This is a genomic window from Streptomyces sp. SID9727, assembly GCF_010550605.1.
Classification (GTDB): domain Bacteria; phylum Actinomycetota; class Actinomycetes; order Streptomycetales; family Streptomycetaceae; genus Streptomyces.
The window spans coordinates 1-12,415 of sequence record NZ_JAAGNI010000297.1 but is presented as its reverse complement, the minus strand read 5'-3'; the positions used below and the strand labels follow the sequence as shown (position 1 = coordinate 12,415).

Here is a 12,415-nt window from a genome sequence, read left to right as displayed (position 1 = left end):
TCGGCCCAGGGCGCCGGCGCTCGCGCGGTCACTCACTCCTGCCGTCCGAACCGGTGAGCGGCCCACAGCAGGGCGCCCGCGCCGCCGGCCAGGAGCAGACCCGCCTCCACGGGCAGCGGGAGCTGGTGGCCGGCCCAGGTGATGCCGCCGGCGGCCGCCCCGTCCGGGGTTCGCAGGGCGATGCTGCCCCGGAGCATGTCGACGCCGTACGCGAGCGGATTCACGGCGGCCACGGCATGCGCCCAGCCGGGCAGCGCCTGCAGGGGGAAGAAGCCGCCGGAGAGGAACAGCAGGGGCATCATGATCACGCCGAGCAGTGTGTGGAACGTCTCGGGCCTGCTCAGGCTCACCGCCAGGGTCAGGGCGAGGGCGGTGATCGTGAAGGAGATCAGGGCCATGCCGGCGAGAAGCAGTGCCAGGAGGAGCGGGTCGTAGGGCAGGCCGACGACTCCGGCCAGGCTCAGCAGCACGGTGCCCTGGATGGTCGCCACCAGCGTGCCGCCGGCGCAGCTGCCCAGGAGCAGGGTCGCGCGGCTGACCGGGGCCATCAGGAGTTCGCGCAGATAGCCGCTCTGCCGGTCGGTGATGAGGCGGATGCCGACGAGGATCGCCGGGGTCTGCACCGTCATCATCAGCATGCCGGGGAACAGGTAGGTCTGGTAGCCGACTCCCAGTCTGGCGTCGGAGATGAGCGCGGCGAGCCCTCCGCCCAGGATCAGCAGGTACAGCACGGGGTGGAGCAGCATCAGCGCGGTGTGGGCACGCTGGCCGGCGAGGCGCAGCAGGTCCCGGTGGACCAGGCCGTGGATCGCGCGCAGTTCGTGCCGCAGCCGGACCGGCCGCCCGCCGGCGTCGGTCGCGTCGAGCGGGAGTGTGGTCATCGGCCGCCGCCGGGCTGTGTGCTGTGGATGCTGCGGCCGGTGTGGTGGAAGAAGACGTCGTCGAGCGTGGGCGGGGTGGCGGACGCTGCGCGGACGGCGATGCCGTGGCTCTCCAGCGTCGCGCAGAGGCGGGGGATCCAGGAACTGCCGTCGGGCACCCGCAGACAGATCCCGTCGGCGTCCCTGGTCACGGAGTGCCCGCGCGGGACCATGCGGTGGACGACGTGTTGTGCCCGTTCGTCCTGACTGGTGCGCAGCACGACCCGGTCGTCACCGATGGCGGCCTTCAGCGCGCCGGGCGCGCCCTGAGCCACCAGCCGGCCGCGGTCGATGATGGCGACGCGGTCGCAGTTGGCCGCCTCTTCGAGCTGGTGGGTCGTGACGAAGAGCGTGCTGCCGTTCCGTTCCCGCAGGGCGTACAGGTGGTCCCAGATCTGCGCGCGGGCATGGGGGTCCAGGCCGGTGGTGGGCTCGTCCAGGAACAGCACGTCCGGTGCGTGCAGCAGCTGGCGGGCGATTTCCAGGCGGCGCCGCATGCCTCCCGAGAGGGTGCGTACGGGAGTGGTCCGCCGGTCGGTGAGTCCGGCCACTTCGAGTACGTCGGCGGTGCGCTGCCGGACGTGGGCGCGGCGCATCCCGTAGAGGCGTGCGTGGATACGGAGGTTCTGTTCGGGTGTCAGGTCGGGGTCGAGGGCGCTCTGCTGGAACAGCATGCCGACGCGCTGCCGCACCTGGTGGGGCTGGGTGCGCACGTCGGCGCCCGCCACTGTGGCGTGGCCGGCGGTGGGGCGGGCCAGGGCGCAGAGCAGGGCGATGGTGGTGGACTTCCCGGCGCCGTTGGGCCCGAGGAAGGCGAAGGTCTCGCCCCGATGGACGTCCAAGTCGAGGCCGCTCACGGCGTGCGTGGTGGTGCCCCTGGGGCCGGGGTAGCTCTTGACCAGGCCGCGGGTGCTGATGGCGTACTCGGGCGGGCCGAGGGTGGCGGGGGTGGGGGTGTGCTCAGGGGCGATTTCCTCGCCGCCGGTGGTCAGTCTCATGGTCGGGTCCTCACCTGTGGTTCGCCCGTCGGGTCCGGCCGGCGGCTGTCCCGGGACAGCCGCCGGCCGGACGGTGGGCCGGTCCTAGGCGCAGCTGATGCCGATGCAGACCGTGTTGAGGACCGTCAGCAGGCCGATGCACTCGCACGTGCCGGAGAACGCGGCCGCGTCGGCGCCGACGGGGTCGGTCTCGGGCAGGGCGTGGAGGTGGGCGAGGAGTTCGAGGTCCTGGGTCTGGATTTCCATGGTTCTCTCCTTCTTCTTGTGTTTCGGCGGCAGGTTCTCTGCCGCTCAGCCCGGCAACTGGGCGAGCCAGTGCCGGGAGCTCGGGTGGCGGAGCCTCAGGAGGAAGGCCAGGATTCCGGCCGATCCGTCGCTCCAGCTGGTCGAGACGTCGCCGTACTCGTTGGGGAAGACCACGTGCCGGTGACGGCGGGCGCCTTCGGTGACGGCGAGGCGGGCCATCGCGTCGGCCATGGCGCGGTGTGCGGGCTCCCCGGTGGCGGCGCTCAGGTCGAGCAGGAAGTCGCCGTTGCCCGCGAGGCCGTGGCACTGGGACAGCGGCGCCCGGGGGGCGCGTTCGGTGACGGCCGGGGCACAGCCGCGGGCGAGGTCGCCGAACCGGTCGTCGCCGATGACCTGCCAGAGCCGTACGAGGAAGGTGCCGATGCCGGCCGAGCCGTGGCACCAGTACGGGGCGGTGGGTTCGTCACCGGCCTGGGCGGGCCACTGGGCCGCCTCGCCGATCCGTACGGAGCTGCGCAGAAGGTGTTCGCCCGCCTCCACCGCGAGCCGCAGATGGTCCTGGCGTCCGGACGCGACCGCGCTGCACAGGAGGAAGCAGCCGATGCCGGCGGAGCCGTGGGCGAAGCCCAGGTACTGTTTGCCGGCCTCGCCGGGGACCGCCTCGGCGGGGACGGCCCAGCTCACCGCCGAGGGTTCGCGACGTGCGGCCGACGCCAGCCGGTCGGCCGCCTCCTCGGCCAGCGCGGCGAAGCGGGGGTCACCGGTGCGCTGCCACAGGTGGAGGGCGGCCATGCCGCTGCCGGCCGTGCCGTGGGTGATGTCGTGGTGCGGTGAGGGTTCCTGGGGGGCCAGCGCGAGGGCGAGCGCGTGGTCGACGAGCGCCTCGTCGGCGACGGCCCGGCCGGCTTCGTACAGCGCCCAGGCGGTGCCGAGGTCCCCGAAGTGCAGGCCGGGGCGCGTGGTCCGGAGGCGGGAACGGTCCGCGACCCAGCGGCCGGCCGTCGAAAGGACTTCGGGCAGGCGGGGGTCCCCGGTCAGTTCGAAGTACCGCGTCAGAACGGCCAGGGGTCCGGCCGCCCCCTGCTGCACGGTGCACGGGTTGGTCTCGCCGGCGGCGGTGGACACGGGCCACAGGCGCCGGTCGTCCGTGGGGGTCATGGTGTCGAGCAGGTGGTTCACGAGTCCGGAGACGGCGTGGTCCAGGTCCTCGTCCGGTACCGGTGCGGTACGCGCGGGGCGGGCGGAGCCGGGGCCGCGGAGGGCTTCGCGCGCCCGGCGGGGGTCCCAGCGGGCGGCGGGCTCGTCCCGCATCAGCCCGATGATCATCTCCGCCACGGGGTCCGGGGGCCTCGCGGGTCCGGTGCAGGCGCCGAGCCAGGCGGCGAGCCGTTCCTCGCCGGTCCTGGCGGCGGGCTCCTCGGGCAGCAGGTTCGGCACCTTGCCGGTCAGGACGAAGCACGCGGTGGCGCCGAGGCTGTAGTAGTCGGCCGTGACGGACACGGGCGCGTCCTTCAGGCGCTCGGGGGCGCTGAAGCCGGGGGTGCCCACCCGGGTCGGCAGGCTGGAGCCGGTGTCGTCGGCGGCGAGTTCCAGGTCGATGAGCCGCAGTTCGCCGTCCGGGCGGACCATGACGTTGCCGGGTGTGAAGTCGCGCAGCACGCAGCCGTGGGCGTGGGCCGCCGTGACGAGGTCGACGAGCCGGGCGACCAGGCCGAGCGCCTCGCGGCGGTACTCCGCGCTCCCGAGGTCGCGGAAGCGCTCGGCGACCCAGGTGCGCAGGCTGACGCCGGGGACTTCGGACTGGGCCAGGAACAAGTGCCGGCCGTGCTCGAAGAGGGCGAGGGCGTCCGGGGCGAGACCGGTGCCCTTCAGCTTGTCCAGCATCCGGGCCTCGGCGCGCAGCCAGTCGCGGACGTCCCGGCCGGAGGCGTCGCCCTCCACATGGGGGCGGGTCTCCTTGATGACCACGGGCGCCCCGGTCGAGACGTCGGTGCCCCGGTAGACGCCGCCCTTGTTGGTGTGCCGGATCGCCTCCCGTACCGCGAAGCGGCCGCCGAGCAGGACCGGGCCGCCGGCCGCCTCCGCCGCGGGGGGCGGAAGCGGCACGGTGGCGGGGAACGGGCAGACGGCCCAGGGGGGCGGGGCGTAGCGGCCGCTGCGCTCGTCCTCCACGGGGTTGCCGTCGGGGTCCTCGATGTACCAGATCAACAGGCCCTGCTCGGACAGCCGCTGCCGACCGGTGAAGGCCCCGTAGCGGTAATGCACCACGCTGTACGGGGCGTAGGGCTGGTCGGAGAGGATGCGGGGGCCGGGCAGTCCGGCCGTCGCCGCGTGCAGTCCGCGGGCGAGGCGGACCGCGTCGGCGTCCGAGCGCGGGTAGACGGTGATGAACTTTCCGGAGCTGCCCCGGGGGGTGGCGCGGGAGTTGAGGGTGCTCACCTGATCGAGGGACCGGGCGAACTTGAATGCCGAGGTGTCCGGCAGCAGGACGTCCAGGGCCCTGACGAGGACCGTCGGCGCGGAAGCGGCCGTTGCCGACAGGTGGAGCTTCCAGCCCTGGTCGCGCCGGGTCGCCGACCGGGGGGCGACGCGGCACCATGCCTCGTCGGTCCGGGTCGTCCAGCAGTCGCCGGTGCGGGTGGCCTGAAGGGCTCGGTTCAGAAGGCTTTCGAGTGCGGCTTCGGTCGCGTGACTCGTCATGTGGGGTGTTCCTCCCAACGGTGAGGACCGTTGGTCGGAAATTGCCCATGTCACGTGAGCGCGGAACGCGCCCTCACCGGAATCACCTGCTCCAGCGAGCGCAGGGGTTCATCGCTGACCGGGTCCGGCGGCGCCCGGCGCGCGGGGAGGCGCACGCTCCGAGGGCCTTGCGGGACCGTCGTCCGACCCCGGGCGCCGGTCCGGGGGCGAGACGTAGGAGGATACGGCTCATGGCGGAAGATGAACGGAGCGTCGGTTCCGAGAAGACGGCCGACGACGTGGTGCTGATCCGGGTCCGGGGCAGCCTGGACGGCTGGTCGGGAAGCGGTGACCTGTCGGCGGCACTGACCGGCGCGGTGGCGGAGGGGTGTGTGCGGACGGTGGTCGACCTGTCCGGGGTGACGTTCGCCGACTCCGCGGCGCTCCACTCCCTGCTGGGCGGTCAGCGGGAACACGTGAGGGCGGGCGTGCCGCTCGTCCTGGCCGGCCCGCTGCACTCCGGCGTGCGCAGGCTCTTCGAGGTCACGGGCACGGCCGGCGCGTTCCGGTTCGCGGACGACGTCGAATCCGCGCTCCAGTGCTGAGGGCGTCGGCCCGCCGGGGCAGGGGTGTATCCGGGTGGTGGTAGAAGTGGGCGGGGAGCCGGAGGGAGTGGTGTCGGCCGTTCCGCGGAACGCGGCGGCTGCGCGGGGCCTCGTGACCGACTTGCTGGCGGCCCGGTTCGGGGCCGCGCTCGACGGGTGGCCGGCACGTGTGGTGGACGACACGCTGCTGGTGACGTCGGAACTGGTGACGAACGCCTTCCGGCACGGCGGCCGGCTGACCGCGTTCGAGGCCGAGGTGACGGACGAGGGGCTGCGCATCACCGTCGGCGACGCCAGCAGCGAGTTCCCGGCCGAGTTGCCCGCGTCGGAACCGCGGGTGCGGGCGGAGTCGCCCAGGATCGGCGGGTACGGCTGGCCGCTGGTACGACTGCTCGCCAGCCGGGTCTCCGTAGGTGTCCACCCGGACGGCAAACGCATCACGGTGGTGATGGCGCTGCCCGCACGGCCGTGACCGGGCGCGTCCGGAGGGCTTTCAGTCGGACGACTCGCTCACTTCCTCCGGACTGCGCGCACCCGCGGTCCCCGGCGCGAAGAGGTGCCGTGTCCCGGTGATGCGGAGCATCCGCTCCATGGAGGCCGGCGGGTCGTCCAGGACGAGGGTGATCCCGCGCGCGGCGGTGCGCCGGTGGATCATCAGCAGAGTGGCGAGGCCCATCGAGTCGCAGAGCCGGAGCTCGGCGCAGTCCAGGCGTATTTCGTCCGGCTCGGGGTCGGCTTCGAGGCATGCCGTGGCGCGTGCGCCGAAGGCATCACTGGTGTCGTAGTCGAGGACGCCGGCGAGACGCAGCCGGGTGGTTCCCCCGCCCGTTTCGACGGTGAGGCGGAGGGGCGGGACGCTCATGCGGGTGCTCCGGGGTGTGCTGCGGTGACGTCGGCCAGGACGGCCCTCGCCCGCTCCAGCGGCCGGACGGCCCGGGGGAAGTCCCTGAGTGCGGCCGTCAGGATGTCCAGGACGGGCGGCAACGAGCGGGCGGGGACACGGCGTGCGGTGAGGATGTCCGCGGTCCAGGTCATGAAGGTGGTGAACAGTTCGTCGTCGTCGGTGTAGATGGCCACGGTCAGGAACTCCACGATGTGCGCGATGTCCTCCGCGGTGCGCTCGCGCTGCGCGTCCGTGTACGTGGCCATCGCCGGGAAGCGGTCGTCGAGTTGGGTCAGCACCTGTTTGACCAGTTGCCCCTGCGAGCGCGCGACCAGGGTGTACTCCTGGTCGACCAGGTGCGGCAGGTCGTCGATCCGCTGCCGTATGTCGGCCGGGGTGGGCGGGGTGAGGCCCGCGGCCAGCCGGTCGGCGGCGGTGCGTGCGTCGGGGGCCCAGGCGTTCGCTCCGAGCATGCGCGCGAAGCGGCCGTCGGGCCCGAAGGCCGCCCCTCCGACCAGGACGGGCACTCCGACGGACTGGCAGGCGGTGATCGCCGCGTGGGCCGAGGGCAGCCGGGTGGGGAGGGAGGACGAGAGGGCGACGACGTCCGCGCCGGTGTGGTGGAGGTGGGCGACCAGGTGGGGGGTGGGGACCTGCGCTCCCAGGAAGTCGACCTCCCAGCCCCGCAGGGTGAGGACCTCGGCCAGCAGGCGGGCGGGCAGGGAGTGCCATTCCTGCTCCACGCAGGCCACGGTGACCTTTCCGTGGCGGGGCGTGGTGCGGGCGGCGGGGTGGTGGGCGAGCGCGGTGATCACGCGCTCGACGATGGCGCTGGCCGCGTGTTCCTGGGCCACGGTGAGGCGGTTGGCCGCCCACTCGGTGCCGACCTTCCCCTGGACGGGGGCGATGAGGTCCAGAAGCACCGTCTCGGCGGGCACACCGTCGTCGAGGGCTCCGGTGACGAGTGCGGCGGCGGCGAACTCGTCGCGGTCCAGGGCGGCGGCGGCGAGGAGCCGGTCGCGCAGTTCGGGCAGGCAGGCTGTCATGCGGTGTACCTGCCCCGGGTGTGGCCGTTCACCGCGCTGAGGTGGGTGGTCCGGGGAGCGGTGATCGCGACGACGGCCATGTCGTCGTGGCCGCCGCCCCGCACCCACTCGGCGGCGAGCATCTGGATGCGCTCGACCACGGCCTCGCCGGGCATGTCGGCGCATTCGGACAGCGCCCGCTTCAGTCTTCTCTCTCCGAACATCTCATCGCCGAGCGGGCCGCCCCGGGCCTCGGTGAACCCGTCGGTGTAGAGCAGGCAAGTCTCGCCGGGCCGCAGAACGGTCTCGGCGGTTCGGGACTCGATGTCCGGCAGCGCCCCCACCAGGGTGCCCTGGGTCGGGATCTCCTCGACGCGGCCGTCCGCCCGCACCACCAACGGCACAGGATGCCCGGCGGCGGTCAGCCGCAGACTCACCAGATGGTCCGTCCGCCGGACCGAGGCGAGGACCATGGTCGCGAAGCGGGTGTGGTGGGAGTTGAGGAGTGCGTCGTTGAGGAGCCTCAGCACCTGCTGGTGGTCGTCCGCCATGGGGACGAGCGCCTGCAGGGTGTTGCGGATCTTGCCGGTGAGCACGGCCGCGTCCAGCCCCTTGCCGCACACGTCGCCCAGGACCACCAGCGAGGAGTCGTCCCCGTCGGTACCGGCCGAGTGGACGTCGTAGAAGTCGCCTCCGACGCGCTCCCGGGCGGCGGCGGGCCGGTAGCCGCCGGCGAACTCGACGCCGTGGACGCGGTGCAGCCGGGGCGGCAGCAGATCCTGCATCAGGGTGCGGGTGACCGCGCTCTGCTCGGCGTACAGATGGGCGGCCGACAGGGCGGCGCCGGCGCGCGCGGCGAACAGCCGGGCGACGACCTGCTCGTCCTCGGTGAACTGGCCGCCGCTCCGCAGCAGGACCAGGGCGCCTGCCGGGACCCCCTGGCCGGGCAGGGGTGCGACGGCGACCGAGGTGATCGTTCCGGTGTACTCCTCGGGAACCACCCACGCGGGGAGGGACTCGGGGTCGATCCAGCGCGAGGGCACGGGCGGGAATCCCTGGAGCGCTTCGGCCAGGCCCGGCACCTCGGCCGGGTCGGCCGCGACGAGGCCGCGCACGGTCTGCCGGCCGGCCACCGCCCGGGCCAGGGGTAGTTTGTCCCCCTTCGCGGGAGAGACGACGACCGCCGCCTCGGCGAGGTACTGGGACGCGAGCCGGGCCGTCGCCGACACGCACCGGTCGGTGTTCAACGAGGCCAGCAGGACGTTGGACGCCTCGGCGAGGAACGCGGTCCGTTCGCGTTCGGTGGCCAGTGCCTCTTCGGCGAGCCGCCGGTCGGTGTCGTCCACCAGCCACCACACGACGTCACCGCCGCCGCCGTGGCCGGCGTGTGCTTCGTAGCTGCGAGCGCCGATCCGGCCCGAGGCCGACGGGACCGTTCCCGCGTGGGGGTCCGCGGACGTGCCCGCCGCCGGATCGCGCAGCTCGCGGTCGGCCCGCGCGAGCCAGGCCGGGGCCGCGTCGGCCATCGTGGTGCCCGGACGCGCGTCCGGGAGGAGCCGGGAGGCCGCGGGGTTCAGCCCGGTCAGCACGCCGTTCGCACCGCTCTGTATCACCGGGTACGGGGCCGTGGACCAGGCGCCGGATGCCGGGCTTTCGTCGGTTTTCGTAACGGGAGTTCCCTGGGGAGGAGCCATGAGGGGGGGCCCGCCTACGGCGAGCCGCACCACCTTCCAACTGGACGGACAAGCATTGCCTTGCGGCAACTATCACGCAGGCCGGTCCTCGATGGCAATCGGCTCACTCTCCTCCAAGGTGACACAGCGTCACACCTTCACTGTCCGGACACGTCTCTGATACGTGACTTTCACGACGTCTCCACCGGTTCCCTGCCGCGGTCCGTCTCGTCCTGCACGAGGAGGGTGAGCAGCGAGGCCACGGAAAGGCCGGCTTCCGCGGGGTGGCGCAGCACCTTGTCCGGTTCGATGCGGTACGTGTTCGCGCGGCCCTCTCGCGTATGGGAGAGGTATCCACCCTGTTCGAGATCGGCGATGATCCGCTGGACCGCGCGCTCCGTGAGCCGGCAGCGGGCGGCGATGTCACGGATGCGGACGGTCGGGTCCTCGGCGATGGTCGCCAGTACGCGCGCGTGGTTGGTGATGAACGTCCATCCGGTGTGGGATTCGGGCACTCCATGCATGTCATACATCTAATCGCGACCCCTTGCCCGTCCTCAACTACATGACATACTTTTCGTGTATTCATTGACATGGTGAGAGTCACAGGAGGCTCGGAGTGTCGTACGGCGAAGTGGTCCCGGCAGCACGCGCGAGCGGCGTCGGCACAAGCAGTGCGCTCGCGGCGGGCCCGGTGCAGGCCGTGGTGACACAGCACACACGAGACGGCGTGCGCGTGGTGGCGGCGCACGGCTCCTGCGACGCGCAGTCGATCGGACGGCTGGAGGAGGCGCTGACCACAGCGGCCTGGACGCATGCGAAGGTCGTTCTGGACGTGTCGGGAATCACCTTCGCCGATTCGTCGCTCCTGAACCTGCTGATCCTCACCCACCGGGCGGGCGCCCTGCGGCTGGCCGCGCCCCGGCCCTATCTCCAGCGCCTGCTGCACATCACCGGCCTCGACGCGGTCCTGCACGTACGGGCCACGGTCGAGGAGGCTGCCGCCTGCTGACCGGCACGCCTCGGCCCACCGGCTGTTCACCGGCAGGACGGGGCGCGGTCCGTGGGATCTGTTACCAGCCGGCCTTCGCCGTGGTGTAGGCGTCACGGCAATCGGCGTTGGTGGCGTTCGCCGCGAGCTTCTCCATGGAGTCCGTCCAGATCCGCTTGGCCAGCTTCTCCAGGTCACGCGTCTCGGCGGGCACCTTCGGGGCGTACTTCTTGATCGTCGCCAGGGACGACTTGGCGAACTTGTTGCACACGGGTCCCGCCGCGTTCCGGTAGCGCGTGTCCAGGTCCGCGGCCACGGCCTGGCCGTTGGCGGTCGCCCAGTTGTTCCAGGCCGCGCACGCCTGCTCGGTGAACACCTGCTGGTCGGCCTCACTCAGGCCGAGGACCTCGGCGAGCATCGTGTTCTTGGCCTTGTCCGGGACCGTGAAGTCGACGACGGGGAACTTGTCGAAGGTCTCGAGCAATGCCTCCTGACACGCGGGCGGCAGCGGCGCCGCCTGCGCCGGAGCCGGGACGGCCAACACGGTCGCGGACAGAAGGACCGCCGTGAGCACAGTGCTCCTGGCGGTACGCGAGAGGTTCATGGGCGTAGTGCTCCTTGCACGGAAGGGGTCTCGTCGTCGGCGGTGAGGGCCCGACGGCTACAGAACGATCACCGGCATCCGCAGGTCACGGCCGTCGTGGGCGGGCGGGCTCCTCACCGGCCGCCTCCCGGGGCCGGGCGGGTGCCGGCACCCGCGCCGTGGCCCGTCGCGGCAGCGCGTCGCGGGTGCGTCTGCGGAAGACCAGCAGTCCGGCGCCCGCCGCGCCGGTGAGCCAGAGGAACTGGATCCCGAGCCCTTCGCCTGCCGGCGCGTCGGAGAAGGCCGCGGACATGCTCGCCTGCACGGAGCCGTACGTCGGCAGGAACCGTACGACCGGGCTGTCCGAACCGGAGCTGGAGAGCGGGTTCTGCAGGGCGACGTCGAGAATGCTGATCATGAGGATGGCGAACATCCCCTCCACCTCGCGGCGGAGCACCGATCCGAAGACCACTCCCAGGGCGCCGTAGGTCAGGGCGGCGAGGAACAGCCCGGCGGCCAGTACGAAGGGCTGCCGCGGGGCCCAGGCGAAGCCCGCCGCCACCGTGGCGTAGGCGGCGACGGCCGTACAGACCAGGGTGAGGGCGGTGAGTTTGGCGAGGACGAGGTGATACCGGGGGTATCCCGCCATGGCCAGGCGTCGGTCGAAGGCTCCTCCGGTGAAGGTCGCCGCGAACATCATGAAACCGGCGATCAGGGTGACCGCGTTGAGCGCGCCGGTGATCTGGGTGAGGTGGTTGCCCGGCGGGGACAGCATCTCGCCGGTGGCCCGCAGCCGGAACGGCGCCGCCCGGCTGGGGATGGCCACGTAGGCCAGGCCGATCCACACGGGGATGTACAGGACCACGAGCAGCATCGCGAACCGGTTGCGGGCATGGCCGATCAGCGCATAGCGGGACGCTGTGACGAACAGGGACCAGTGCCGCCTCACGCCGTCGCCTCCGTACGCGTGTCCTGGCGGTGCAGTTGTCCGCCCTCCAGCCGCCACAGCACGTCCAGCCGGCCGATGTCGTACGCCAGGTGCGAGACGACCAGCACCGACCGCCCGGCGTCACGCAGGCTCGTCGCCAGTTCCCAGAAGCGCAGATAGGTCTCCCAGTCGAACCCCTGGTAGGGCTCGTCCAGCAGCAGCACGTCCGGATCGTGCATCAGTGCCAGCGTCAGGTTCAGCTTCTGACGGGAGCCTCCGCTGAGGAGTCCCGCCCGCTGGTCGAGGTATGCGGTGAAGGAAAGGATCTCCATCACCTCGCGAGCCCTTCGGAGGTCCCGGAGACCGAACGCGTGCCGGAAGAAGTCGAGGTGCTGGCGGACGGTGAACGAGTCGTCCAGCACGACGGCCTGCGGGCAGTAGCCGAATCTGCCGCTGTGCCGCACCGTGCCCCGGTCGGGGCGGAGTTCACCGGCGAGGATCCTGAGCAGGGTCGACTTGCCGGCCCCGTTCTCCCCCACGATCCCGGCGAGGGTACCCGGTCTCAGCCGGAGGCCGGCGCCCCGGAGGACGGCGTTCCGCCGGTAGGAGTGGTGCACATCGGTGACATCCATCGCGCTGCTCCGTCGTGACTGGGCTTCCCGGGGCGCCCGCCTGCCGCTGCGGCGGACGCGGCTCCCGGCCTGCCGCGGACCCTCCGCCTGTGCCCAACGACCGTGTGACGTCCCGGAAACGGTGCTCCCGGCCCGCCGTTCGCACAGGCGTCAACCCGATGCGGCCCTGACCACGCGTGCGGCGGATTCGCCGCCGCCGTCCCGCCCGGGGCGGACGCGGACGGCTAGCGTGACGGCACCCGGGCCGCGGGC

Annotated in this window: 14 protein-coding genes; 3 read left to right on the top strand and 11 right to left on the bottom strand. The window is 72.5% G+C overall.

What is annotated here, in order from left to right:
* Positions 1-32 precede the first annotated feature (32 nt).
* From G3I41_RS19600 to lanL, 4 genes are all read right to left on the bottom strand, one after another.
* Entirely contained in the window at positions 33-881 is an 849-nt protein-coding gene (locus tag G3I41_RS19600) for an ABC transporter permease (protein WP_164401586.1), read from the bottom strand.
* On the bottom strand, positions 878-1,918 hold the full coding sequence (locus tag G3I41_RS19595) for an ATP-binding cassette domain-containing protein (protein ID WP_164401584.1): 1,041 nt from the start codon (positions 1,916-1,918) through the stop codon (positions 878-880). Before G3I41_RS19595 ends, G3I41_RS19600 begins: the two co-directional genes overlap by 4 nt.
* An 84-nt stretch (positions 1,919-2,002) precedes the next feature.
* The gene (locus G3I41_RS36445; protein ID WP_203601340.1) at positions 2,003-2,164 is read right to left on the bottom strand and encodes a VenA family class IV lanthipeptide; all 162 of its coding nucleotides are present in this window, start codon (positions 2,162-2,164) and stop codon (positions 2,003-2,005) included.
* A 45-nt stretch (positions 2,165-2,209) separates the two neighbouring features.
* A complete protein-coding gene (gene lanL / locus G3I41_RS19590; RefSeq protein WP_164401582.1) occupies positions 2,210-4,864 on the bottom strand; it encodes a class IV lanthionine synthetase LanL in 2,655 nt (884 codons plus the stop codon).
* Between the two features lie 230 nt (positions 4,865-5,094).
* Here lanL and G3I41_RS19585 point away from each other — a divergent pair, with 230 nt between their 5' ends.
* Complete coding sequence (locus G3I41_RS19585; protein ID WP_164401580.1) at positions 5,095-5,448, top strand: STAS domain-containing protein; 354 nt, start codon at positions 5,095-5,097, stop codon at positions 5,446-5,448.
* Between the two features lie 34 nt (positions 5,449-5,482).
* Positions 5,483-5,920 carry an ATP-binding protein gene (locus G3I41_RS19580; RefSeq protein ID WP_343242178.1) on the top strand — a complete coding sequence of 146 codons (438 nt, stop codon included), beginning with the start codon at positions 5,483-5,485 and terminating at the stop codon, positions 5,918-5,920.
* A 21-nt stretch (positions 5,921-5,941) separates the two neighbouring features.
* Here G3I41_RS19580 and G3I41_RS19575 read toward each other — a convergent pair whose 3' ends face one another.
* From G3I41_RS19575 to G3I41_RS19560, 4 genes are all read right to left on the bottom strand, one after another.
* Complete coding sequence (locus G3I41_RS19575) at positions 5,942-6,310, bottom strand: STAS domain-containing protein (RefSeq protein ID WP_164401578.1); 369 nt, start codon at positions 6,308-6,310, stop codon at positions 5,942-5,944.
* Entirely contained in the window at positions 6,307-7,377 is a 1,071-nt protein-coding gene (locus tag G3I41_RS19570) for a cobalamin-dependent protein (RefSeq protein ID WP_164401576.1), read from the bottom strand. The genes G3I41_RS19575 and G3I41_RS19570 overlap by 4 nt, the downstream gene beginning before the upstream one ends.
* Positions 7,374-9,050 (bottom strand): PP2C family protein-serine/threonine phosphatase, encoded by a 1,677-nt coding sequence (locus G3I41_RS19565; protein WP_203601338.1) that lies wholly within the window; start codon positions 9,048-9,050, stop codon positions 7,374-7,376. Before G3I41_RS19565 ends, G3I41_RS19570 begins: the two co-directional genes overlap by 4 nt.
* A 170-nt stretch (positions 9,051-9,220) precedes the next feature.
* Positions 9,221-9,553 carry a helix-turn-helix domain-containing protein gene (locus G3I41_RS19560; RefSeq protein WP_164401572.1) on the bottom strand — a complete coding sequence of 111 codons (333 nt, stop codon included), beginning with the start codon at positions 9,551-9,553 and terminating at the stop codon, positions 9,221-9,223.
* Positions 9,554-9,648: 95 nt separating this feature from the next.
* Here G3I41_RS19560 and G3I41_RS19555 point away from each other — a divergent pair, with 95 nt between their 5' ends.
* Positions 9,649-10,041 (top strand): STAS domain-containing protein, encoded by a 393-nt coding sequence (locus tag G3I41_RS19555; RefSeq protein ID WP_164401570.1) that lies wholly within the window; start codon positions 9,649-9,651, stop codon positions 10,039-10,041.
* Between the two features lie 61 nt (positions 10,042-10,102).
* Here the strand turns inward: G3I41_RS19555 and G3I41_RS19550 are convergent, their stop codons facing one another.
* From G3I41_RS19550 to G3I41_RS19540, 3 genes are all read right to left on the bottom strand, one after another.
* On the bottom strand, positions 10,103-10,624 hold the full coding sequence (locus G3I41_RS19550; protein WP_164401568.1) for a hypothetical protein: 522 nt from the start codon (positions 10,622-10,624) through the stop codon (positions 10,103-10,105).
* 85 nt (positions 10,625-10,709) lie between these two features.
* The gene (locus G3I41_RS19545) at positions 10,710-11,552 is read right to left on the bottom strand and encodes an ABC transporter permease (protein WP_164401566.1); all 843 of its coding nucleotides are present in this window, start codon (positions 11,550-11,552) and stop codon (positions 10,710-10,712) included.
* The gene (locus G3I41_RS19540) at positions 11,549-12,163 is read right to left on the bottom strand and encodes an ABC transporter ATP-binding protein (RefSeq protein WP_164401564.1); all 615 of its coding nucleotides are present in this window, start codon (positions 12,161-12,163) and stop codon (positions 11,549-11,551) included. Before G3I41_RS19540 ends, G3I41_RS19545 begins: the two co-directional genes overlap by 4 nt.
* Positions 12,164-12,415: the final 252 nt, after the last annotated feature.

Excerpts from the sequence above, each read along its gene's own strand:
- G3I41_RS36445 (WP_203601340.1), bottom strand. The coding sequence starts at position 2,164 with ATGGAAATCCAGACCCAGGACCTCGAACTCCTCGCCCACCTCCACGCC.
- G3I41_RS19565 (WP_203601338.1), bottom strand. The coding sequence starts at position 9,050 with ATGGCTCCTCCCCAGGGAACTCCCGTTACGAAAACCGACGAAAGCCCG.
- G3I41_RS19550 (WP_164401568.1), bottom strand. The coding sequence starts at position 10,624 with ATGAACCTCTCGCGTACCGCCAGGAGCACTGTGCTCACGGCGGTCCTT.
- G3I41_RS19585 (WP_164401580.1), top strand. The coding sequence starts at position 5,095 with ATGGCGGAAGATGAACGGAGCGTCGGTTCCGAGAAGACGGCCGACGAC.
- G3I41_RS19560 (WP_164401572.1), bottom strand. The coding sequence starts at position 9,553 with ATGCATGGAGTGCCCGAATCCCACACCGGATGGACGTTCATCACCAAC.
- G3I41_RS19600 (WP_164401586.1), bottom strand. The coding sequence starts at position 881 with ATGACCACACTCCCGCTCGACGCGACCGACGCCGGCGGGCGGCCGGTC.
- G3I41_RS19570 (WP_164401576.1), bottom strand. The coding sequence starts at position 7,377 with ATGACAGCCTGCCTGCCCGAACTGCGCGACCGGCTCCTCGCCGCCGCC.
- G3I41_RS19575 (WP_164401578.1), bottom strand. The coding sequence starts at position 6,310 with ATGAGCGTCCCGCCCCTCCGCCTCACCGTCGAAACGGGCGGGGGAACC.
- G3I41_RS19595 (WP_164401584.1), bottom strand. The coding sequence starts at position 1,918 with ATGAGACTGACCACCGGCGGCGAGGAAATCGCCCCTGAGCACACCCCC.
- lanL (WP_164401582.1), bottom strand. The coding sequence starts at position 4,864 with ATGACGAGTCACGCGACCGAAGCCGCACTCGAAAGCCTTCTGAACCGA.
- G3I41_RS19540 (WP_164401564.1), bottom strand. The coding sequence starts at position 12,163 with ATGGATGTCACCGATGTGCACCACTCCTACCGGCGGAACGCCGTCCTC.